This is a genomic window from Nocardioides caldifontis, from assembly GCF_008087345.1.
In the GTDB taxonomy this organism is placed as follows: Bacteria; Actinomycetota; Actinomycetes; order Propionibacteriales; family Nocardioidaceae; genus Marmoricola_A; species Marmoricola_A caldifontis.
Window position 1 is genome coordinate 267,482 of record NZ_VHIB01000001.1, and the last position, 20,457, is coordinate 287,938.

Annotated in this window: 19 protein-coding genes; 8 read left to right on the top strand and 11 right to left on the bottom strand. The window is 72.7% G+C overall.

Annotated features, from left to right (window positions below; all coding sequences use genetic code 11):
• Positions 1 to 44 precede the first annotated feature (44 nt).
• From xylA to FIP57_RS09445, 5 genes are read left to right on the top strand one after another with little or no spacing between them, the layout of a single operon-like run.
• Positions 45 to 1,220, top strand: a complete 1,176-nt coding sequence (xylA, locus tag FIP57_RS09425) for a xylose isomerase (protein WP_203231145.1) — start codon at positions 45 to 47, stop codon at positions 1,218 to 1,220.
• A gap of 4 nt (positions 1,221 to 1,224) precedes the next feature.
• Positions 1,225 to 2,640, top strand: a complete 1,416-nt coding sequence (gene xylB, locus FIP57_RS09430) for a xylulokinase (protein ID WP_148573279.1) — start codon at positions 1,225 to 1,227, stop codon at positions 2,638 to 2,640.
• On the top strand, positions 2,637 to 3,575 hold the full coding sequence (locus FIP57_RS09435) for an aldose 1-epimerase family protein (RefSeq protein ID WP_203231146.1): 939 nt from the start codon (positions 2,637 to 2,639) through the stop codon (positions 3,573 to 3,575). The genes xylB and FIP57_RS09435 overlap by 4 nt, the downstream gene beginning before the upstream one ends.
• 48 nt (positions 3,576 to 3,623) lie before the next feature.
• Positions 3,624 to 3,974, top strand: coding sequence for an ArsR/SmtB family transcription factor (locus FIP57_RS09440; protein ID WP_148573280.1), 351 nt, complete (start codon positions 3,624 to 3,626; stop codon positions 3,972 to 3,974).
• A complete protein-coding gene (locus FIP57_RS09445) occupies positions 3,971 to 4,447 on the top strand; it encodes an SRPBCC family protein (protein ID WP_148573281.1) in 477 nt (158 codons plus the stop codon). The genes FIP57_RS09440 and FIP57_RS09445 overlap by 4 nt, the downstream gene beginning before the upstream one ends.
• A gap of 79 nt (positions 4,448 to 4,526) precedes the next feature.
• Here the strand turns inward: FIP57_RS09445 and FIP57_RS09450 are convergent, their stop codons facing one another.
• Entirely contained in the window at positions 4,527 to 6,410 is a 1,884-nt protein-coding gene (locus tag FIP57_RS09450; protein ID WP_148573282.1) for an amidohydrolase, read from the bottom strand.
• On the bottom strand, positions 6,407 to 8,278 hold the full coding sequence (locus tag FIP57_RS09455; protein WP_148573283.1) for an amidohydrolase: 1,872 nt from the start codon (positions 8,276 to 8,278) through the stop codon (positions 6,407 to 6,409). Before FIP57_RS09455 ends, FIP57_RS09450 begins: the two co-directional genes overlap by 4 nt.
• A 185-nt stretch (positions 8,279 to 8,463) precedes the next feature.
• Here FIP57_RS09455 and FIP57_RS09460 point away from each other — a divergent pair, with 185 nt between their 5' ends.
• Positions 8,464 to 9,402, top strand: a complete 939-nt coding sequence (locus FIP57_RS09460; RefSeq protein WP_148573284.1) for a helix-turn-helix domain-containing protein — start codon at positions 8,464 to 8,466, stop codon at positions 9,400 to 9,402.
• A gap of 87 nt (positions 9,403 to 9,489) precedes the next feature.
• Entirely contained in the window at positions 9,490 to 9,651 is a 162-nt protein-coding gene (locus tag FIP57_RS23195; RefSeq protein WP_162529740.1) for a hypothetical protein, read from the top strand.
• Positions 9,652 to 10,007: 356 nt separating this feature from the next.
• On the opposite strand, the gene FIP57_RS09470 is transcribed toward FIP57_RS23195, so the two are convergent.
• The 9 genes from FIP57_RS09470 to FIP57_RS09510 form a co-directional block, all read right to left on the bottom strand.
• A complete protein-coding gene (locus FIP57_RS09470; protein WP_148573285.1) occupies positions 10,008 to 11,390 on the bottom strand; it encodes an NAD(P)/FAD-dependent oxidoreductase in 1,383 nt (460 codons plus the stop codon).
• Positions 11,387 to 12,733 (bottom strand): FAD-dependent oxidoreductase, encoded by a 1,347-nt coding sequence (locus FIP57_RS09475; protein ID WP_148573286.1) that lies wholly within the window; start codon positions 12,731 to 12,733, stop codon positions 11,387 to 11,389. The genes FIP57_RS09470 and FIP57_RS09475 overlap by 4 nt, the downstream gene beginning before the upstream one ends.
• Entirely contained in the window at positions 12,730 to 13,920 is a 1,191-nt protein-coding gene (locus tag FIP57_RS09480; protein ID WP_148573287.1) for an NAD(P)/FAD-dependent oxidoreductase, read from the bottom strand. The genes FIP57_RS09475 and FIP57_RS09480 overlap by 4 nt, the downstream gene beginning before the upstream one ends.
• Positions 13,917 to 14,267 carry a (2Fe-2S)-binding protein gene (locus FIP57_RS09485; protein WP_162529741.1) on the bottom strand — a complete coding sequence of 117 codons (351 nt, stop codon included), beginning with the start codon at positions 14,265 to 14,267 and terminating at the stop codon, positions 13,917 to 13,919. Before FIP57_RS09485 ends, FIP57_RS09480 begins: the two co-directional genes overlap by 4 nt.
• 64 nt (positions 14,268 to 14,331) lie before the next feature.
• Complete coding sequence (locus FIP57_RS09490; protein ID WP_148573289.1) at positions 14,332 to 15,717, bottom strand: NAD-dependent succinate-semialdehyde dehydrogenase; 1,386 nt, start codon at positions 15,715 to 15,717, stop codon at positions 14,332 to 14,334.
• Between the two features lie 52 nt (positions 15,718 to 15,769).
• Positions 15,770 to 16,885 (bottom strand): ABC transporter ATP-binding protein, encoded by a 1,116-nt coding sequence (locus FIP57_RS09495; RefSeq protein ID WP_203231147.1) that lies wholly within the window; start codon positions 16,883 to 16,885, stop codon positions 15,770 to 15,772.
• Positions 16,886 to 16,890: 5 nt separating this feature from the next.
• Positions 16,891 to 17,673, bottom strand: coding sequence for an ABC transporter permease (locus FIP57_RS09500; RefSeq protein WP_148573290.1), 783 nt, complete (start codon positions 17,671 to 17,673; stop codon positions 16,891 to 16,893).
• Positions 17,670 to 18,521, bottom strand: a complete 852-nt coding sequence (locus FIP57_RS09505) for an ABC transporter permease (protein WP_148573291.1) — start codon at positions 18,519 to 18,521, stop codon at positions 17,670 to 17,672. The genes FIP57_RS09500 and FIP57_RS09505 overlap by 4 nt, the downstream gene beginning before the upstream one ends.
• A complete protein-coding gene (locus tag FIP57_RS09510) occupies positions 18,518 to 19,579 on the bottom strand; it encodes an ABC transporter substrate-binding protein (RefSeq protein ID WP_148573292.1) in 1,062 nt (353 codons plus the stop codon). The genes FIP57_RS09505 and FIP57_RS09510 overlap by 4 nt, the downstream gene beginning before the upstream one ends.
• Positions 19,580 to 19,765: 186 nt before the next feature.
• On the opposite strand from FIP57_RS09510, the gene FIP57_RS09515 reads away from it, so the two are divergent.
• A complete protein-coding gene (locus tag FIP57_RS09515) occupies positions 19,766 to 20,437 on the top strand; it encodes a TetR/AcrR family transcriptional regulator (protein WP_148573293.1) in 672 nt (223 codons plus the stop codon).
• Positions 20,438 to 20,457: the final 20 nt, after the last annotated feature.

The following is a 20,457-nucleotide window of genomic DNA, read 5'->3' on the forward strand; positions in this document are numbered from 1 at the left end:
TTAGTCCAACCCTTGGACTAACGTGGACTTCCCCGGAGGAACCCGTGTCCGACACCCTGACGCCCACGCCCGAGGACAAGTTCACCTTCGGGCTCTGGACCGTGGGCTGGACCGCCCGCGACCCGTTCGGCGAGGCCACCCGCGCCCCGCTCGACGCCGTCGAGGCGGTCCACAAGCTGGCCGGGCTGGGCGCCTACGGGATCACCTTCCACGACGACGACCTGGTGCCGTTCGGTGCCGACGACGCCGACCGCGACAAGCGGATCGCGGCGTTCAAGAAGGCGCTCGACGAGACCGGGATGGTCGTCCCGATGGCCACGACGAACCTCTTCACCCACCCGGTGTTCAAGGAGGGCGGTCTCACCGCCAACGACCGCTCCGTGCGCCGCTACGCGATGCGCAAGGTGATGCGGAACCTCGACCTGGCGGCCGAGCTCGGCGCGAAGACCTACGTCTTCTGGGGCGGCCGCGAGGGTTCCGAGACCGAGGCGAGCAAGGACGTCCGCGCGGCGCTCGACCGGTTCCGCGAGGGGCTGGACACCCTGGCGGAGTACTGCATCGACAACGGCTACGACATCCGCTTCGCCCTCGAGCCGAAGCCCAACGAGCCGCGCGGCGACATCCTGCTCCCGACCGTCGGCCACGCGCTGGCGTTCATCTCCTCGCTCGAGCACAGCGACCGCGTCGGGCTCAACCCCGAGGTCGGCCACGAGCAGATGGCGGGGCTCAACTTCGTCCACGGCATCGCCCAGGCGCTCTGGCACGGCAAGCTCTTCCACATCGACCTCAACGGCCAGCGCGGCATCAAGTACGACCAGGACCTCGTCTTCGGCCACGGCGACGTGCTCAACGCGTTCTTCCTCGTGGACCTTCTGGAGACCGGCGGCTACGACGGCCCGCGCCACTTCGACTACAAGCCGCTGCGGACCGAGAGCTACGAGGGGGTCTGGGAGAGCGCGGCCGCCAACATGCGGACCTACCTGCTCCTCAAGCAGCGCGCCGCAGCGTTCCGCGCGGACCCGGAGGTGCAGGAGGCCCTCGAGGCCGCCGGCGTCCCCGAGCTGTCCACCCCGACCCTCGGCGAGGGCGAGAGCTGGCGGGAGCTCCGCGAGGACCGCAGCGCGTTCGAGGAGTTCGACGCCGACGCCGCCGGGGCCCGCCCGGTCGGGGCGATCCGGCTCGAGCAGCTCGCCGTCGAGCACCTGCTCGGCGCCCGCTGACGCGATGGGCGGCTCGCGACCCCTCGTCGCCGGCGTCGACTCCTCGACGCAGTCGTGCACCGTCGTGGTCCGGGACGCCGAGACCGGCGCCCCGGTCCGTCAGGGTCGAGCACCCCACCCTCCCGGCACCGAGGTCGAGCCGCGCGCCTGGGAGGAGGCACTGCGGGCCGCGGTGGCCGAGGCGGGTGGGCTCGACGACGTCGAGGCGATCGGGGTCGGTGCCCAGCAGCACGGCATGGTCGCCCTCGACGAGGACGGCGAGGTGGTCCGCCCCTCCCTGCTCTGGAACGACACCCGCTCCGCCCCGCAGGCCACCGCACTGATCGAGGAGCTCGGCGGCCCGGCGCCCTGGGCCGAGGCGACCGGGTCGGTCCCCGTCGCGTCGTTCACCGTCACCAAGGTGCGGTGGATGGCGGACCACGAGCCGGAGAACGCCGCCCGCACGGCCGCGGTCTGCCTGCCGCACGACTGGCTGACCTGGAGGCTGTCGGGCTCGACGGACCTCGCCACGCTGACGACCGACCGGGGGGACGCCAGCGGGACGGGGTACTTCGACCCGGTCGTGAACGAGTACCGCCGCGACCTCCTGGTCCATGGCCTCGGCCACGACGCGGTCCTGCCGAGGGTGCTCGCTCCGGCGGAGGCCGCCGGCCGGACCCCCCGCGGGGCGCTGCTCTCCGCGGGCACCGGCGACAACGCGGCCTCCGCGCTCGGGCTGGGCGCGCAGGTCGGCGACGTCATCCTCAGCGTCGGCACCTCTGGCGTCGCGTGCGCGGTCTCGACCACCCCCTCCAAGGACGCCTCCGGCACCGTCGCGGGTTTCGCCGACGCGACCGGCGGCTATCTCCCCCTCGTGGCCACGCTCAACGCCGCCCGGGTCCTCGACGCCGCTGCACGGCTCCTCGGGGTCGACCACGCCCGCCTCTCCGAGCTCGCGCTGGAGGTCCCGCCGGGCTCCGGCGGGCTCGTCGTCGTCCCCTACCTCGAGGGCGAGCGGACCCCTGACCTGCCGCTCGCGACGGGCTCCGTCCACGGGCTCACGCTCACCACCTCGACCCCGGCCCACCTCGCCCGCGCCGCCGTCGAGGGGGTCCTGTGCGGCCTCGCCGACGGGCTCGACGCGCTCCGCGCCCAGGGAGTCGAGGTGCGACGCGTGCTGCTCGTCGGCGGCGGCGCCCGGTCGGAGGCGGTCCGCCGGATCGCCCCGCAGGTGCTGGGCACCGAGGTGCTGGTCCCGCCGGACGTGGAGGCGGTGGCCGACGGCGCCGCCCGTCAGGCCGCGTGGGCGCTCAGCGGCGCGGACGCCCCGCCCACCTGGGAGCTCCCCGGCACCACCGCCTACCAGGACGACCCGGTGCCCGGCGTCCGGGAGCGGTACGCCGAGGCGCGCGAGCGGATCCTCGAGCGGGTCCCTGCATGACCCCGTCGATGACGCCGAGCGGCCGGCAGCTCGAGATCCGCGCGGGCCGCTACGCCGCGACGGTCACCGAGGTCGGGGCGTCGCTGCGCCGGCTCGAGCGCGACGGACGCCCGCTGGTCCGCCCGTACGACGTCGACGAGCACGCGCCGGCGTACAGCGGGGCGGTCCTGGCGCCGTGGCCCAACCGGATCGCCGACGGCCGCTACACGTTCGGGGACCGCGAGCACCAGCTGCCGGTCAACGAGGTCGAGCGGATGACCGCGCTGCACGGGCTGGTGCTGTGGGAGCCGTGGGAGGTGCTGGAGCACGAGCCGTCGTCGGTGACGCTGGAGGTGCGGGTGTTCCCGCGGCCCGGCTACCCGTTCCGGCTCGACCTGGTCATCACCTACTCCCTCGACGAGTCCGGGCTGTCGGTGCTGCTCGGCGCGGTGAACGTCGGGGTCGACCCGGCGCCGTACGGCTGCTCCCTGCACCCCTACCTCGTGGCCGGCGACGGCACCGTCGACGACTGGACCCTCGAGCTGCCGGTCACCGAGGTCCTCGACGTCGACGACCGGCTCCTCCCGACCGGGCTGCGGCCGGCCGCCGAGCTCGACTACGACTTCACGAGGGTGCGGTCCCTGGCCGGCGTCGAGGTCGACCATGCGTTCACCGGCGTCCGCTGGTCGGCGCCGAACCCGGCGACGGGGCTCGCCGAGGCCGCCGCCTGCGTCCGGGCCGCGGACGGGTCCGGCGTGGAGCTGCGCTGGGACAGCCGGTGCCCCTGGGTGCAGCTGCACACCGCCGACCGGCCGGAGCCACGGCTGCACCGCACCGGGCTCGCTCTCGAGCCGATGACCTGCCCGCCGAACGCGTTCGCGACCGGCCAGGCGGACGTGCTGCCGCCCGGCGGTCACCACCGGGCCCGCTGGCGGATCGCCGCCCTCCCCGGCTGACTGGTCCACTGTTGACGACGGTCGACCGTAAGTGACAACTTACGGTTCGTGGAGACTTACCGTTCCGACGACGAGTGGGCGGTCCTCGGCGACCGGACGCGCCGCACGATCGTGGAGCAGCTGGCGGCCGGCCCCCTCGCGGTCGGCGAGCTGGCGTCCCGGCTCCCGATCAGCCGTCCCGCCGTCTCCCAGCACCTGAAGGTCCTCCGCGACGCCGGGCTGGTCGTCGAGCGGGCGGAGGGCACCCGGCGGGTGTACCGGCTCGACGAGGCCGGCGTGCTCGCGCTCCGGGACCAGCTCGACACCTTCTGGTCGCGCGCCCTCGGCGGGCTCGAGCGGGCCACCGGCACGGACAGCGACACCGAGAACGGCACCGACAGCAACGAGGAGACCCCATGACCGAGAAGACCGTCCCCGAGGTCCGCCGCCACGTCGTGGTGGACGTCCCGCCGGAGCAGGCGTTCCGCGTCTTCACCGAACGGTTCGACGAGATCAAGCCGAAGGAGCACAACCTGCTCGGCGCACCCCTCACGGAGACCCGCTTCGAGCCACGGGTCGGCGGGTTCGTCTACGACCGGGCCGAGGACGGCTCGGAGTGCCGGTGGGCCCGCGTGCTGGCCTTCGACCCTCCGCACCGCGTGGTGTTCAGCTGGGACATCAGCCCGACCTGGCAGCTCGAGACCGACCTGGCGAACACCAGCGAGGTCGAGGTCTCGTTCGTCGCCGAGGACGAGGGTCGGACCCGCGTCGAGCTGGTCCACCGCCACCTCGACCGGCACGGCCCCGGGTGGGAGTCGCTGGCCGGCGGCGTGGCCGACGAGGACGGCTGGCCGCTCTACCTCGACCGGTTCGCCACGGCGACCGCACGGTAGGGCCACTCCGACGGGCAGCTCTCCGCCGGACCGGCCTCCCAGGCCCCCGTCCGACCCGAGCTGCCCGTCCGGGTGACCGTCAGCAGTGGCGGCACATGCCTCCGGGGTCGGGCTTCGAGGCCCAGCTGACGCCGGCGGCCGCGGTGGCCTCCCTCCGCTGGGCGGCGTCCTCGGCGGTGTAGGCGACCTCGCCGCCCACGACCGTCATCGCCACCCCCAAGCCGGAGATCTCGCCGGCCGGGAGGGCGAGCCGCCCCTTGCGGTCGACGAGCCGCCCGTCGAGCACGCAGACGTCGCCGACCTTGCCGCGCTCGAGGCTGCCCTTCCACCCCTCGGCGTGGTCCTGCCAGGCCCCGACGGTGGTGTAGCTCTCCAGCGCCGGCCGGAGCCCGATCCGCTGCCCCGGCCCGGACACCTCGCCGGAGAGTCCCTGTCGCAGCAGGATCGTCTCCAGCCCCTGCCGCCAGTCGGGGACGACGTTCGGCGAGTCCGAGGAGCTGGCGACCCGGACCCCGGCGCGGAGGGCGGCGGCGTAGGGCGACTGGTAGGCCGCCCGCTCGGGGCCGACCACGCCGGGCTGGCTGTCGGCGATGAGCTGCTTGATGTTCGGGTTGAAGTTGATCCCGGCACCCGACCGCGCCAGCAGCCGCAGCGTCTCCGGCCAGGCGAAGTCGCCGTGGATCACGTAGTGCCGGTGCTTGCGACCACGGCCATGACCCCGACCGCGACCGCGGGCCGCACGCGCGTACCCCTCGGCGACCACGTCGATCGCCGCGTCCCCGGTGGCGTGGGTGCCGACCTGCAGCCCGGCGGCCTCGACCAGCGCGATCATCTCGAGCAGCTCGGCGACCTTCTCGGTGTCGGTCGACCCGTCGGTGACGAGGCTCCCCCGGCCGCCGCCGACGTACGGCTCCCGCATCCACGCGGTGCGGCTGGCGATCGGGACCCCGTCGGCGCGGAGCTTCACACCGTTGACCCGGAACCGGCCCGACCCGCGGCCGCCACGACCGGCGAGGATCTCCCGGACCTGGTCGGCGTTGACCGGGTAGGTGTCGTCGTCCCGGCTGAGCAGCGCGGTCACCCGCATCCGCAGCTCCCCGGCCGCGGCGAGCCGCTCGTAGATCTGCCGCTGCACCGCGCCGACCCCCGGCTCGGTGTAGCTGGTGATCCCCTGGCTGAGCAGCAGCGAGATGTTGTTCTGCAGCGCGCCGGTCTGCTCCTCCTCGGTAAACGGCGGGATGTGCTGGTTGACCAGCCCCATCGCGGTCTCGAAGAGCAGCCCGGTCGGCTGGCCCGAGCCGTCCTTGACGATCACGCCACCCGCGGGCGGCTGGGTGGACGCGGTGATCCCGGCGACCTCGAGGGCCCGGGAGTTCACCCAGAGCTGGTGGTTCGACCAGTCGAGCAGCGCGACGGGGTTGTCGGGCGACACCGCGTCGAGGTCCTGCCGCGTCGGCGCGCGCCCCTCGGCGAAGTCGTCCTGGTTCCACCCCTTGCCGCGGATCCAGGCGCCCGGCTCGGCAGCCGCCGCGGCCTCGCCGACCGCGGCCGCCACGTCGGCGATCGAGGAGAGCCCCACGTCGATGTTGTACGGCGGGAGGGCGAGCCCGGTCCGGATGCCGTGCACGTGCGAGTCGTTGATACCGGGGAGCGCCGTCCGGCCGTGCAGGTTCACCACCTCGGTGCGGCGGCCGATCCAGCGGCGCAGCTCCCGCGAGGCGCCGGTGGCGACGACGACGCCGCCGCGGATCGCGACCGCCTCGGCGACGGTGAAGCGACGGTCGAGCAGCAGCACTGAGCCGCCGTGGAGCACCAGGTCGGCCTGGCCCCGCCGGTGACCAGGGCCGTGCCCGTGGCCAGGGCCACGGCCGGGCTTCGCGTGGGCGGAGGTGGCGCCGGCGGCCACCGCGGCGGCGGAGCCGGCTGCGGCTCCGAGGAGCCCGCGTCGGGAGAGGGACGTCATGCCTGCAACCTTTCCGAGAGCCCGCAGCAGCACAGCCCCTGCTCGAGGCAGGCTCCCGCGGAATGGGTGCTGATCCCGGCCGCGACGTTCGACGCGCGGGTGCGCGAGGACGACGACGTGCCGTCGTGGACGACCTTGCCAGCGACGAGGGTGGCCGCGACCTGGAGGTCGACGAGCTCGTGCGGGTCGACGCCGAGGACATCGCCGTCGACGATGCAGAGGTCGGCGACCCGGCCGGGCCGCAGCGTGCCCTTGTACCCGGCCGCGTGGTCCTGCCAGGCCGGGGTGCGGGTGTAGGTCGCGAGCGCCTGGCGGACCGAGATCCGCTCGGCCCGGCCGGCGACGCCGCCGAACATCCCCTCGCGGAGCCGCATCGCCATCACGCCCTGCAGCCAGGACGGCTGGGTCACCGGGGCGTCGGAGGAGCTGGAGACCCGGACCCCCGCCTGCAGCGCCGAGCGGTAGGGCCACTGGTAGTCGGTGCGCTCCGGCCCGAGCACCGGGTCGAGGGTGCGGCCGAGGAGGAACTTGATCGTGCCGTTCATGTTCACGCCGATGTCGTGGCGGGCCATCCGGCGCAGCGTCCTCTTCGGCGTCAGGTCGCCATGGATCACGTAGTGGCGCAGGTCAGCTTTCCGCCAGTTGCGCCCCATGGCCTCGATGTAGCCGTCGACCACCGCGTCGATCGTCGCGTCACCGGTGGCGTGGGTGCCGACCTGGAACCCGTGGCGGACGGCGATCCGGATCATCCGGTGCAGCGTCTCGACCTGCTCCTCGACGGTGGCACCGGCGGTCACGAGCGAGCCGTTGGTGCCGTCGAGGTACGGGCGGCGCAGCCACGCGGTCTGCGCGGCGGTCGGGATGCCGTCGGCGAAGATCTTCACCCCGGCGACCCGCAGGAACGTCGGGTCGACCCGGCGCAGCGGCTCGTAGCCGTCGATGACCTGCCGCATCGACCGGACGCTGTTCCCGCCGGAGAGCAGCAGGTTGAGCCGGAGCGGAAGCTCGCCTCGGCGGTGCTTGCGGGCGTAGCGGACGAGCGCGTCGAGCCCGATGCCCGGGTCGGTGACGCTGGTGATCCCGAGCGCGTGCAGCGCGGCGACGCTGGCGTCGATCCCCTCCGAGACCTGCGCCTCGGTGAACGGCGGGACGACCGACTGCACCAGCCCCTGCGCGGTCTCCCGCAGGACGCCCGTCGGGTCACCGTTGCCGTCACGCTCGATGACGCCACCCGTCGGCGGCTCGGTGTCTCGGGTGATCCCGGCGAGCTCGAGCGCCTTGGTGTTCACCGCGATGGCGTGGAACGAGAAGTCGGTGAGGATCACCGGGTGATCACCGCTGACCGCGTCGAGGTCGTGGCGGTCGGGCGCCTTCGGGAGCCGGTTGTCGTTCCACCCCTGGCCGCGGATCCAGGCGGTCGGGGAGCTGCTCGCCTCGACGGCCTGGCGGACCACCTCGACCAGCTCGGGGATGGTCGCGGTGTCGACGTTGTAGGAGAGCGGAGGCACGGTCAGCGCCAGCGAGCCGAGGTGCAGGTGCGAGTCGTTGATGCCGGGGAGGACGGTGCCGCCACCGGCGTGGATCACCTCGGTGCGCCGCCCCGCGAGCCGCTTGATCTCGCGCCGCGAGCCGACGGCCATCACCCGGCCGTCGCGGATCGCGATCGCCTCCTCCTGGCGGAACCGCTTGTCCATGAGGAGCACCTTCGCGCCGACCACGATGGTGTCGGCGACCTTCGGCTTCGCCGCGACCGGGCCCGCGGAGACCAGCCCCGCGGCGGTAACGGCGCCCGTAGCCGCGGCGCCGGCCAGCACGTGGCGCCGGGTGAGCGGCTGCTGGCTGACTGTCTGGCTGGTGGTCTCCGTCATCGACGTCTCCTCGATCGACCAGGGCTGGGACGGGTGGCCCCGGAGCCGGTCCCGGCATATTGTTCGGGCCCAAAGGATTCGGGGAGAGCCGCCTCCGGGGTTGTGCCGGTCCGGCACAGAACGGTGCCGCGGCGACCAACCCGGGTCGCTCGGGACGGGACGGGGGAGGCGGAGGTCGAGGCCCTGTGGCAGGTACAGCCGAGCCCCGGGAACCGCGCGCCCACCTGTTGGCCGGCTACCTCGACCGGGTCGACGGCGACCCGGCCGCGACGCCGGACGCGGTCGTCGTACGCGCGCGGACGCTGCCCCGCATCGAGCGGGCCCTCGAGCTCGGCGCCGTCTCCGCCTGCCTCTTCGCCGGCGACGCGGTCGAGGTGGCGCCGCACCACCGCGAGCCGGCGGACGGGCTGGTCGTCGGGCTGGTCGTCGAGGGGAGCGTGACGGTCACCCGCGGGGAGCAGACCGTGCGGCTCGGACCAGGCGACGTGGCGTTCTACGACAACCGGTCACCGTTCCGGATCCGCACCGACGGTCCGCACCGCTACCTCGTGGTCCGGGTCCCCTTCCGGCGGATGCGCGGTCACGCCGTCGACGAGGGCGCGGTCCTCGCCCGGGACCTCTCCCGCCACCCCTCGTCGTCGTTCCTCGCCGGGCTGCTCCGCCAGGTGGTCGACCTGCCGGCGGACTGTTCCACCGCGTCGGCGGGGTACCTCGGCGACGCCATCGCCTCCTGCGTCCACGCCGTCCTGGCCGACTCCGGCGCGACCGACGCCCCCACCAGCCACGTCGCGGCGCTCTTCTCCCAGCTCACCGCCTGGCTCGACGAGCACCTGGCCGACCCGGACGCCTCGACGGAGGCGTTGGCCGAGGCGCACTTCCTGTCCCCGCGCTACGTGCGGCGGATCTTCGCCGACCACGGCACGACGGTCAGCGACCACCTGCGCCGACGCCGGCTGGAGATGGTCCGTGGCGAGCTCCTCGACCCGGCCCACGACGGGGAGACGGTCGCCGCCATCGGGCTGCGCTGGGGGTTCCGCGACCCCAGCGCGCTGAGCCGCGCCTTCGCCCGCGAGTTCGGCACCAGCCCGCAACGGCTCCGCCGCGGCCGTCATCCCGAGGCGTGACCCCTCCCCCGCGCGGTCCTCCCGGCTGCGGTAGATGAGCAGCCCTCAACCGCCTGGAGGAACGTCTCGCAGACGGCCGAGGGGTCGGTGAGGCACCCGGCGGCCACCACCCTCGCCGGCGCCAGCTTCCTGGCGATGGCCTCGGGCCCGGAGCCGTCGACCACGGCTCTCGGTGGGTACGTCACGCTCGGCGGCCTCTTCTTCCTCGTCTCGGCGATCCGGCTCCACCTCGCGGCGAGGGCAGCGTGATGACCGCGTCGACCTCCAGCCCCGGCACCGAGGTGCACGCGACGCACGAGAGCTTCGACGTCGTCGTCATCGGCGCGGGCCTGGTCGGCGAGAACGTTGCCGACCGAGCGTTACGAGGTGGGCTGGGCACGGCTGTCGTGGAGCGCGAGCTCGTCGGCGGGGAGTGCTCGTCCTGGGCGTGCATGCCGACGAGGGCCCTGCTCCGCGATGCGGCGGCGCTGCGCGCAGCACGGGCGCTCCCCGCAGCCGGCCAGGCGGTGACCGGTCCCCGGCCTGACCCTCGTTCCCGACGTACGGACGGTTCTGCGGGCAGGAATCCGTCCGTACGTCGGGAACCAGCGCGTCAGTCCGATCCCTCAGGGAGAGAGCCCGGCCAGCTTGCCGGCCGCGCGGGCGATCAGCGACGTGGAGGTCGCGCCCCGCTTCTCCTCCCGGGCGTCGGCGGTCCGGAACAGGCGGTACATCGTCTGGACGCCGACCCACCTGATCGGCTCGGGCTCCCACCGCGGAGGACGGTGGTCCACCAGGGGTAGTGCGACCCGCTCGGTGTCACGGCCGAGCACCAGGTCGACAAGGGTGCGGGCGGCGAGGTTCGCCGCCGCGACCCCGTGGCCGGCGTACCCCACGGACGACCCGACGGACGACGCGCGGTCGTAGCGCACGCTCGCGCACCAGTCACGGGAGACGCCGAGGACCCCGGACCAGGCGTGGTCGGCCCGGAACCGCACACCGGGGAAGTACTGCGTGAGCCGGTCGAGGAGCGCCTGCTCGACCTGCGGGTGGCACCCCTGGCGCTCGTCGATCCGGGAGCCGAACTCGTAGGGCTTGCCGCGGCCCCCCACGGCGATGCGTCCGTCCGCGGTCCGCTGGGCGTAGATGAACGTGTGCGAGGTGTCCGAGAGGCACTCGGCCTCCTGCCAGCCGATCCGCTCCCAGTCGGCGTCGCCGAGCTGCTGCGTCGCGATCATCGTGCTGCGGATCGGGATCACGTTGCGGCGGCCGAGCAGCGGGCCGCTGAACCCTTCGGTGCAGATCAAGGTGGAACCTGCCTGCACCCGCAGGTGGTGGCTCCGGGCCACCCCCTCCTCGACGTCCGTGATCCGCGTCCGCTCGAAGATGCGGACGCCGCGGCTCTCGACGAGGTCCGCCAGCTGACGCACCAGCTTGCCCGGGTGGATCCGTGCGCAGGCCTCGGCGTAGAGGCCACCGACGGCGCCGGCGACGTCCACCCTCTCGGCCACCTCGGCGGCCGTCAGCATCCGCACCTCGTCGGTCGCCATGCCGGCGCGCAGGTCCGCGGCGTACCGGAGCCGCAACCTCGCCATGCCCGCCTCGTTCGGCGCCACCACGAGGTTGCCGCCCTTGCGCGCGTCGATGGCGAGGCCGCTGCGGTCAGCGACGTCGAGGACCTCGTCCACGGCGTCCACCATCTGCCGCTGCAGCCGGACCAGCCCTTCGTGCCCGCGCGGGCCCTTCTCGTAGACCTGCCGGTTGCCGGGCACCAGGTAGGAGAGCCAGCCGCCGTTGCGCCCCGAGGCGCCGTACCCGACCCGCTCGGCCTCGGCCACGACGATGTCGAGGTGCGGAGCGAGCTCCGAGAGGTAGTACGCCGTCCAGAGCCCGGTGTACCCCGCCCCCACGACCAGGACGTCGCACGAGATGTCGGAGCCGAGGGCGGGACGCACCTTGGTCCACTGCTCGACCCCCGTGTCCCAGAGGGAGGGGGTCTGGGCGGTCATCGGGCGACACCTGCCGCGCGGGCACCGACGGCTTCGCCGACGGCACGGGCCTGCTCGGGGTCGTCCTCGAGCCAGCCGGCGGCCGAGCCGACGACGGCGAGCCCGTCCTCGTCCACCGGTGCACCCGACCACCCGCCGGCCACCGACGTCGGCGAGCCGGCGGACACGTAGCGCCACTGCAGCGCCAGGTCGTCGGCCGGCCGCTCGCGGAGCGCCACGCAGAGCAGGTCGGTGTCGAAGGTCTCGACCCGGCCGCCCACGCGCACGTCGACGGCACGGAGGGTCTTGAGCCCGCGGGCCGCCTCGATCCGGCCGGTGAGGTGGCGGGGGCCCGGCAACGTGCCGTCGGCGCCGTCCTGGTGCACGACCGCCACCACCTCCACGCCCGCCTCCCGCAGCTGCGCGGCGAGGACGTCGCCCCGCTCGCAGTCGGTCAGGACGACGGCGCGCCGCCAGGGCACGACCCCGTCGACCCGGAGCATCTTGCTCACCCCGTCGGCGAGCACCACGCCGGGCTTGTCGTTGCCCGGGAAGAGGCCGGGCACGTCGTACGACCCGGTCGCCACCACCAGCTGCGTCGGCCACATGTCGACCACCCTGTCGCCCCCGACCACGGGCACCACGCCGGTCTCGAACCAGGAGAGCGCGGTGCCGTCGAGGACGTCGATCGCCTCGTGTGCACGGACCTCGTCCGCGAGCCGGGCGGCGAGCGCGGCGACCGGTGTCGTCGTGCCCTCCCACGCCGCCGAGCCGGACCGGGCGAGCGCCCGGCCGCCGAGCGGCCCGCGGTGGACCAGCGCCACGGAGGCCCCCGTCGAAGCGGCGCCGAGGGCCGCGGCGCAGCCGGACAGCCCACCGCCCACGACGAGCACGTCCGGACGGGCCGTCGAGGTGAGCGTCCGGGTGGCGGCGGCGGCCTCCGCGGTGGGGAATCGGCCGGCGCCGGCGACCCGCGCCATCACCTTCTCCGCCAGATGCGCCAGCCTCGGGTGGGAGCGGAACAGCCGGAACTGGAACCCGGCAGGCAGCAGCGGCGCCATCAGGTCCGAGACCCGCATGACGTCCCGGTCGGCGCTGGGCCAACCGCGCTCCCGGTCCACCGACTCGCCACCCTGCACAGGGGTGGAGCATGCGCTCACCCCAGGCAGCCCGTCGACCGTGACCGGACAGCTGCCGCAGACGTCGTACCCGCAGGTGTAGCCGCGCGGACGGCGGTACTTGAAGCTCCGCGTGAGGACCGTCGTCCCCGACTGCATGAGCGCGGACGCGACCGACTGGCCGCGCCGCGCGGTCAGCGTCCGGCCCTCGAACGTGAACGTGACCTTCTCACCGGCCGACGTCATGAGGCCTCCTCCGAGATGACGACGAGAGTGTTCTCCTCGATGAGGCGGCCGTCGAGCAGCCGCTGTGCCCCGAACGGCGCCATCGTGTCGGGGACCCGACCCGTCGTGATCGCCTCGGCGAGGAGCTGCGCCGCTCCGGGGGCGCCCATGAACCCGTAGATCCAGCCGACGCTGAGCCAGTAGCCCGGGACACCGGGCGCCTCGCCGAGGACCGGCGCGAAGTCCGGGGTCTGCGAGACCGTCCCCGCCCAGCTGCGCAGGATCCGCACGCCGGCGAGCGAGGGGAAGAGCTTGACCCACTTCGTCGCCGTGTCGCGCAGCATGTGGTACGTCGTGTTGAGGCTGTCCGTCTCGTCCGCCCCCGGCCGCTCGGTCCCGCCCACGAACTCGCCGCGTGCGGTCTGGTGGCAGTAGCCCAGCATGTGGGGAGAGGCCAGTGCACAGCTGAGGAACGGCTTCACCGGCTCGGTCACGATCATCTCGAGCCGGGCCTTGATCAGCGGCAGCTCCACGCCGACCGTCTGGTTGAGGTCGTCGGAGGTGGTGCCGGCGGCGTTGACCACCACGTCGGCGGCGATGTCACCTGCGCTGGTACGGACGCCGGTGACGCGACCGCCGGCCGTGGTCACCCCCAGGACGTCGATCCCGCTGAAGACCGACACACCGGCGCGAGCAGCGGCGCGCAGGTAGCCCCAGACCACGGCATCGTGGTGGGCGAACCCGCCCTTGCGCTGAAGGATCCCGCCGAGCGCGAGATCGGGGTTGAGGTGCGGCACCAGCTTGCGGACCTGCGCCGCGCCCAGCACCTCCGTCTCGACCCCGTACGCCGCCTGGGCGGCGGCGATCGCGTCCTGCCCCGCCACCTCCTCCTCGGTCGAGGCGAGCACGAGGTAGCCGGAGGGGCTGAAGAGGATGTTGAAGTCCAGCTCCGCCGAGAGCTCGGCGAACCGCTTGAGGCTCAGCTCGAACAGCTGCGTCCACTCCCGGCTGGAGAACGCGGAGCGGATCATCTCGCCGTTGCGGCCGCTGGCGCCGCCCCCGGGCCAGGAGCGGTCGACGACCGCCACGTTGGTGACGCCTCGCCGGGCCAGCTCGTACGCCGTGGCGAGCCCCTGCACCCCAGCACCGACGATGACAACGTCGTAGGAGGAGGCGGGTGGCCCGGCGGTCACTCCAGGGAGCGTCATGCCGCTCCCCCGCCGACCTCGTCCTCGTGCACGAGGTCGCCCATCCGCACGGGGAAAAGGGGCGGGCGCACCGAGGGACGCCGCTGCTCAGGCTCCCCACCGCCCTGGAGCTCGGCGACGACGTTCCCGACGAGTTTGGCGCACATCTTGCCCTGGCATGGCCCCATGAAGACCGCGGTCGCCCGCTTCAGGGTCTCGGGGTGCTGGTACCCCTCGTCCCAGCTGTTCCTGAGGTCGAACAGGGTCGCGTCGTGGCACGGGCACACGAGCGTGCGCCGGTCCAGGGCTGCGCTGCGACGTCGGCCGGGGGTGCGCTCCCTCCACCTGCGGAAGGGTTGCCGGATCATCTGGTCCTCCATTGTCGAGCGGTCGTCGGGCGTCGACGGCCGCGGGAAGCTGCTGGTCTGGTGGTCAGCGCTGGACGTAGTGGAGCCGCTTGTTGACGAACTCGTCGATGCCGAGCGGTCCGAGCTCGCGACCGAAGCCAGAGCGCTTCACCCCGCCGAACGGCATGGAGGCGCCCTCACCCGCAGCGGTGTTGACGTTGGTCATGCCGACCTCGAGCGCGTCGGCCACCTTCGCCGCACGCGCGGGGTCGGTGCTGAACACGGCGCCTCCCAGGCCGTACTGGCTGTCGTTCGCCAGCCGTACGGCGTCGTCGTCCGACTCCACGCGGTAGACGACGGCAACGGGTCCGAACAGTTCCTCGCGGTAGGCGCGCATCGCCGGGGTGACCCCGGTGAGCACCGCCGGTCGGAAGTAGGCACCGGGTCCGTCGACGAGCACCCCGCCGACGTGCAGCGTCGCGCCCTGCTCCACGGCGTCCTGGACCTGTGCGGCCAACGCCTCGGCGGCGGCGCGCGAGCTCATCGGCGCGAAGGTGCCGTCGGCGAGGGCTGCGGGGTCACCGGGCTCCAGTCCGCGCGCCTCCTCGACCAGCGCCTCGACGAACGCGTCGTAGACGTCCGCCATGACGATCATCCGCTTGTTGGAGTTGCAGGCCTGGCCGGCGTTGTAGAGCCGGGTCCGCCAGGCGGCCCACGCCGAGGCGCGGACGTCGTCGGTGTCCAGGACGACGTACGGGTCGGAGCCACCGAGCTCCAGGACCACCTTCTTGAGGTGGCGGCCCGCGATCTCGGCCACCGCGGCACCGGCCCGCTCCGAGCCGGTCAGCGAGACGCCCTGCACCCGGGGGTCGGCGATGATGCGCGCCACCTGGTCGTGGGTGGCGAAGACGTTGACGTACACGCCGTCCGGCACTCCGGCCTCAAGCATCAGCTCCGCGATGGCGAGCGCCGAACGGGGGCAGCTCTCCGCGTGCTTGAGGACGACCGTGTTGCCGGCCACCAGGTTCGGCGCCGCGAAGCGGGCGACCTGGTAGTAGGGGAAGTTCCACGGCATGATCCCGAGCACCGGACCGATCGGGAGCCGTTGGATGCGGGCGGTCGCCGCCTGCACGGGCAGCTCCTGGTCCGCCAGCAGGCCCGGCCCCTCGCTCGCGTAGTAGCCGAAGATGTCGTGGCAGAACTGCACCTCCCCGACCGCATCGTCGATCGGCTTCCCCATCTCGGTCGTGGCGATCGCGCCGAGCCGCTCGGCGTGCTTGGCGAACAGCTCGCCGACCGCGGCGACGATCGCGGCCCGCTCCGAGATCGGCCGTGAGGCCCACTCCTTCTGGGCCAAGGCCGCCCTTGCGACGAGGGCGTCCACCTCCGCGTCGGTGAGGTGCGGGAACTCCTCGAGGACCTCCCCCGTCACGGGGCTGGTCACTCGGTAGGGCACGGTCGTTCCGGTCATCTGCAAGGCCTGTCGTTCGTCGGGTCGGGGATGGGAGGGGTGAGGTGGGGCGTCACTCGGCGAGCACGATCCCGGCCTCCGGCTTCCAGGCGGCGACGACGCTCGCCCCGCGGGCGAACGGCGTCGGGGCCTCCGAGCGCGGCACGTGGGCCTGGACGGTCTCGCCGGCCTCGGTCCGGAGCAGGTACTTCACGTGCGACCCCAAGTAGAAGACGTCGCTCACGGTGGCCTGCACGGAGCAGCCGCCGACGCCCGTGCCGTCGGCGCGCACCGTCACCGACTCAGGCCGCAGCACGAGGGTCGCCTTGCCGGGCTCCATGTCACGGGCCGATGCGGCGGTGTGCCACCCCGAGCCGACGACGTCGCCTCCCGGGCGCACCTGGCACGAGAGCATGCTCGAGTCGCCGATGAAGCCGGCCACGAACGTCGTCGTCGGGCGCTCGTACAGCCCCTCTGCGGTGTCGAGCTGCTCGACGTAGCCGTGGTTGTAGACGGCGATCCGGTCGCTCATCGTGAGCGCCTCGTCCTGGTCGTGCGTGACGTAGACGACGGTGCTGCCGACCTCGCGGCAGACACGCATGATCTCGACCTGCATCGTCTCGCGCAGCCGCTTGTCGAGCGCGCCGAGAGGCTCGTCCATCAGGAGCAGCCCCGGCTCGAAGACGAAGGCACGGGCGAGGGCGACTCGCTGCTGCTGGCCGCCCGAGAGCTGCTTGGGCAGCCGCTTCGCCAGGTGCGACAGCTCGACCATCTCCAGCGCCAGCTCGGCACGACGCCGTGCTGACTTCTTGTCGACGCCACGCATCTGCAGCGGGAACATGACGTTCTTCAGGGCCGACAGGTGCGGGAACAGGGCGTAGTTCTGGAAGACCATGCCGATGTCGCGCTTGTGCGGCGGGGTGTGGGTGATGTCCTTGCCCGACAGGGTGACGACGCCGCTGTCCGGCTCGAGGAAGCCGGCGATCATGTTGAGCGTCGTGGTCTTCCCCGACCCGGAGGGGCCGAGCATGGTGAGGAACTCACCCGGCCGGAGGTCGAGGTCGACCCCGTGCACGGCGACGCTGTCGCCGAAGGACTTGCGGACCCCTTGCAGCCGGAGCTCGGCGCCCTTGGCGTGCAGCTGCCCCGAGGTGGTGCCGTTGCCGGCGTTCGTCGTGGTGGTCGTCAAGGTTCTCAACTCTCATCTCTACGAAGAAGCTGCATCGCCAGGAGCGCGACCGTGGACAGCGCGAAGAGCGCCGTGCCCAGCGCGGCCAGCGTCGGGGTGACCTGGGTGCGCATCTGGATCCACATCTCGACCGGCAACGTGCGCGTGCTGGCGTCGGTCAGGAAGATCGCCACGACGATCTCGTCCCACGACGTCACGAAGGCGAAGAGCCCGCCGGCCACGACGCCGGGTGCCACGAGCGGCACGACGACCCGCACGAACCGCTGGAAGCCGTTCGCGCCCAGGGACATCGCCGCGCGCTCGTACACCGGGTCGAGCTGGGCGAAGCTGGCCGACACCGAGACGATCACGAACGGCAGCGCCAGGACGGTGTGCGCGAGGACGAGCCCGGTCAGGGAGCCGGTCAGCTCCCACCGCAGCAAGACGGTGTACATCCCGACCCCGAGGATCACGGGCGGGATCACGACGGGTGCGAGCGAGGCGCCGCGGATCAGCTCACCGAAGCGGGTCCCCTTGCTCAACCCCCAAGCCGCGAGCGTGCCCAGGAGGAGGGACAGGGCCGTCGTGCCCAGGGCGATCTTGAGGCTGTTCGCCGCCGCTGCCCGCCACCGCGGGTCCCCGAAGAGGTCGGAGTACCAGCGGGTCGTCCAGTCCCCGTTGAGGACGCCGAGGGTCGACGACCCGTTGAACGACATCGGGACGACCATCAGCGTCGGCACGATGAGGAAGAGGCCCACCAGGACCGCGACGGCACGGAGCGCGAGCCAACGCGCGGGAACGGTCCTCATGCGGTCCGCTCCTTCGCCCGGGACAGGGCCGTGACGACGATGCCCAGCAGGATCATCGTGCCGGCGAGCAGGACCATGCCGAGGGCGCTGGCGGTCGGCAGCGCGAACTGCTGCACCTCGTCGGCGATGACCTCTCCGATCATGGTCTGCCGAGGACCTCCGAGGAGGGCCGGGGTGATGTAGAACCCGAGGGAGATCGTGAACACCAGCAGCGCACCGGCGAAGATCCCGGCAGCGCTGAGCGGCGCGAAGACCCGCACGAAACGGCGCCACGGCGAGGCGCCCAGGCTGGTCGCGGCCAGGAGGAGCCGGTCGTCGATGCGGAGCATCGTCGCGAAGAGCGGGAGCACCATGTACGGCAACATGATGTGGACCATGCCGACGAGCACGCCGAGCTGGGTGCGGATGAGCGGCAGCGGTTCGTCGAGGATCCCCACCCCCGTCAGCGTCTGGTTGATCAGCCCCGAGTCCTGGAGCAGCGCGATCCAGGCGAAGCTGCGCACCAGGAGGCTGCTCCAGAACGGCAGGAGCACCACCGCGAGGAGCAGCGTCCGCGTCGTCCGCGAGGACCGGTACATCACGTAGGCGTAGGGGAACCCGATGAGCAGGCAGATCGACGTGACGAGCCCTGCGGTGGCCGCGGTGGTCCAGAAGACACGGCGGTAGACGGTCGACGACAGCACGTCGGAGTACGTCGAGAACCCGTCGGTCAGGCTCTCCTGCCCCATCTTCAGCAGCGGCCAGAGGAAGAGCACCGCCAGGAAGACCAGGGCCGGCAGCGCGAGGAGCCACCCGCCGGACACCGCGCGAAGCGGTGCCCGGCGGACGGCCGACGCCGGGGACGTCATCCCAGCAGCCACTCGTTGAACTGGTCGGACACGTCGTCGATGTTGTCGGCCCACCACTGGTCGTCCATGCGCACCTGCGTGTCGAGGTGGTTGCTGGGCCGGTTCGGGTCGGCGGCGACGGCCTCCGACTCGGCGGCCTCCACGTTCACCACGCCGTACGGAAGCAGGGTCGCGAGCTCCTCCTGGGGCTCCTTGCTGGTCGCGAACGCGATGAACTCCATCGCGGCCTCCTCGGCGTCGCTCCCCTTGGGCACGACCCAGTAGGCGTCCTGGCTCGTCCAGGTGTTCCAGTTGATCTTCACGGGGGCGGTCTTGGCGGCGTCCACCGCGCGGCCGATCCACACGAACCCGAGAGCCGCCTCGCCGGACTCGAGCAGCTGCTGGGACTGGGCCGCCGTCTCCCACCAGATGATGTCGTCCTTGATCGTGTCCAGCTTGGCCAGCGCACGGTCGACGTCCAGCGGGTACAGCTCCTCCGGCGAGACACCGTCGGCGAGGAGAGCGGCCTCCAGGATCCCTCCCGCGGCGTACTTGTTCACCGCGCGCTTGCCGGGGAACTTCTCGGTGTCGAAGAAGTCCGCCCACGTCTCGGGTGCGGCGTCCAGCTTGTCCTCGCGGTAGGCGACGACCGTGCCCTCGATGTCGGCCGCGACGCGGTAGGTGTCGGCGTACCCCTCGACGATCGCGTCCTTGTCGACGACCGAGTAGTCGATCGGCGTCAGCCACTCCTTCTGGCTGTCGTTCCCGAAGTCGTTCGCCACCAACGCGACGTCCCACTGCGGGTTGCCGGCTTCCACCATCGCCTGGAGCTTCGAGACGTCGGTCGGGCTGTCCTGGACGACCGTGATGTCGTCGTTCGCCTCGTCGAACGGCTCGATGAACGCCTGGGCCTGGGCCTCCTGGTAGCCGCCGCCGTAGCTCACGACGGTCAGCTCGGAGTCACCGCTGCCCGAGTCCGCGTCGCTGTCGCCTCCGCAGGCGGCGAGGCCGGTGACTGCCAGGGTGGCGACCGCCAGGGACGCCAACCGACGGGGACGACCACCTCGTGCGCTGGTCATGAATGGCTCCTTCCCCGGCCACCGGCCGGCGCTCGGCGGACGGTCACACCTGCGACCTTCCTCATAGTGCCGTATTATTAATGTCTGGCCGAAGAAGCTGTCAACGGTCGTCCCGGAATCCGGGTCGGCTCCGGGTCAGCTCAGGATCAGTAGAGTGACGCCGGCCGAGAACGAGTCGGGGGTGCCGTGAGCGAGACCAGACGTGTGGGGCGTCCCGCGCTCGACGACGCCCTCCTCCGGTCCCGGAAGAAGCGGATCCTCGACAAGACGCTCGAGCTCGTCGCCGAGCGCGGTGCCGCCCATGTGCGGTTGCGCGACGTCGCCGCCCGGGCCGACGTCTCGGTCGGGACGTTGCAGCACTATTTCGAGTCGCGCGACCAGCTGATCCGCGAGGCGTTCACCCAGCACGCGTACGGCGTGGTCGAGAGGCTGCTCCGGGCGCGGTCCGCCTCCAGCTCACCGTGGCAGACGCTCCAGGAGATGTTCGACAACGTCTTCGAGGCGCCCGACCTGCGAGCCCGTTGCCTCCTCTGGGTCGAGTTCGTCGGCGCATCGCGTCTCGACGAGCAGATGCGTGAGCTCGCCGCCCAGGTCTGGGCGGCCTGGCGGGGGCCCATCCGGGCAACGGTCGAGCGAGGGATCGCGGACGGGTCCTTCGCGCCCGTGGTGGACATCGACTCGGTCGTCACCACGCTGCTCGCGCTCATCGACGGCGGCGAGATCGCGGTGGCGCTGCAGGTGGAAGAGGTCCGCGACCGCGGCATCGCCACGGAGCTGAAAGCAGCCGCCAGGGCTCTCCTCGGCGTCACCGAGGCCGCGCTCCACCAGGCGGAGGACGGTCAAACCGCCCGGGCCTGAGCGGACCAGCACGGAACCGC

Bases quoted from the DNA above. Each gene is read 5' to 3' on its own strand.
- FIP57_RS09450 (WP_148573282.1), bottom strand. From the start codon at position 6,410: ATGACGTCCCTCTCCCGACGCGGGCTCCTCGGAGCCGCAGCCGGCTCC.
- FIP57_RS09475 (WP_148573286.1), bottom strand. From the start codon at position 12,733: ATGACGTCGGCCGGTGAGAAGGTCACGTTCACGTTCGAGGGCCGGACG.
- FIP57_RS09435 (WP_203231146.1), top strand. From the start codon at position 2,637: ATGACCCCGTCGATGACGCCGAGCGGCCGGCAGCTCGAGATCCGCGCG.
- xylB (WP_148573279.1), top strand. From the start codon at position 1,225: ATGGGCGGCTCGCGACCCCTCGTCGCCGGCGTCGACTCCTCGACGCAG.
- FIP57_RS09470 (WP_148573285.1), bottom strand. From the start codon at position 11,390: ATGACCGCCCAGACCCCCTCCCTCTGGGACACGGGGGTCGAGCAGTGG.
- FIP57_RS09480 (WP_148573287.1), bottom strand. From the start codon at position 13,920: ATGACGCTCCCTGGAGTGACCGCCGGGCCACCCGCCTCCTCCTACGAC.
- FIP57_RS09455 (WP_148573283.1), bottom strand. From the start codon at position 8,278: ATGACGGAGACCACCAGCCAGACAGTCAGCCAGCAGCCGCTCACCCGG.
- FIP57_RS09490 (WP_148573289.1), bottom strand. From the start codon at position 15,717: ATGACCGGAACGACCGTGCCCTACCGAGTGACCAGCCCCGTGACGGGG.
- FIP57_RS09485 (WP_162529741.1), bottom strand. From the start codon at position 14,267: ATGATCCGGCAACCCTTCCGCAGGTGGAGGGAGCGCACCCCCGGCCGA.
- FIP57_RS09500 (WP_148573290.1), bottom strand. From the start codon at position 17,673: ATGAGGACCGTTCCCGCGCGTTGGCTCGCGCTCCGTGCCGTCGCGGTC.
- FIP57_RS09505 (WP_148573291.1), bottom strand. From the start codon at position 18,521: ATGACGTCCCCGGCGTCGGCCGTCCGCCGGGCACCGCTTCGCGCGGTG.
- FIP57_RS09445 (WP_148573281.1), top strand. From the start codon at position 3,971: ATGACCGAGAAGACCGTCCCCGAGGTCCGCCGCCACGTCGTGGTGGAC.
- FIP57_RS09510 (WP_148573292.1), bottom strand. From the start codon at position 19,579: ATGACCAGCGCACGAGGTGGTCGTCCCCGTCGGTTGGCGTCCCTGGCG.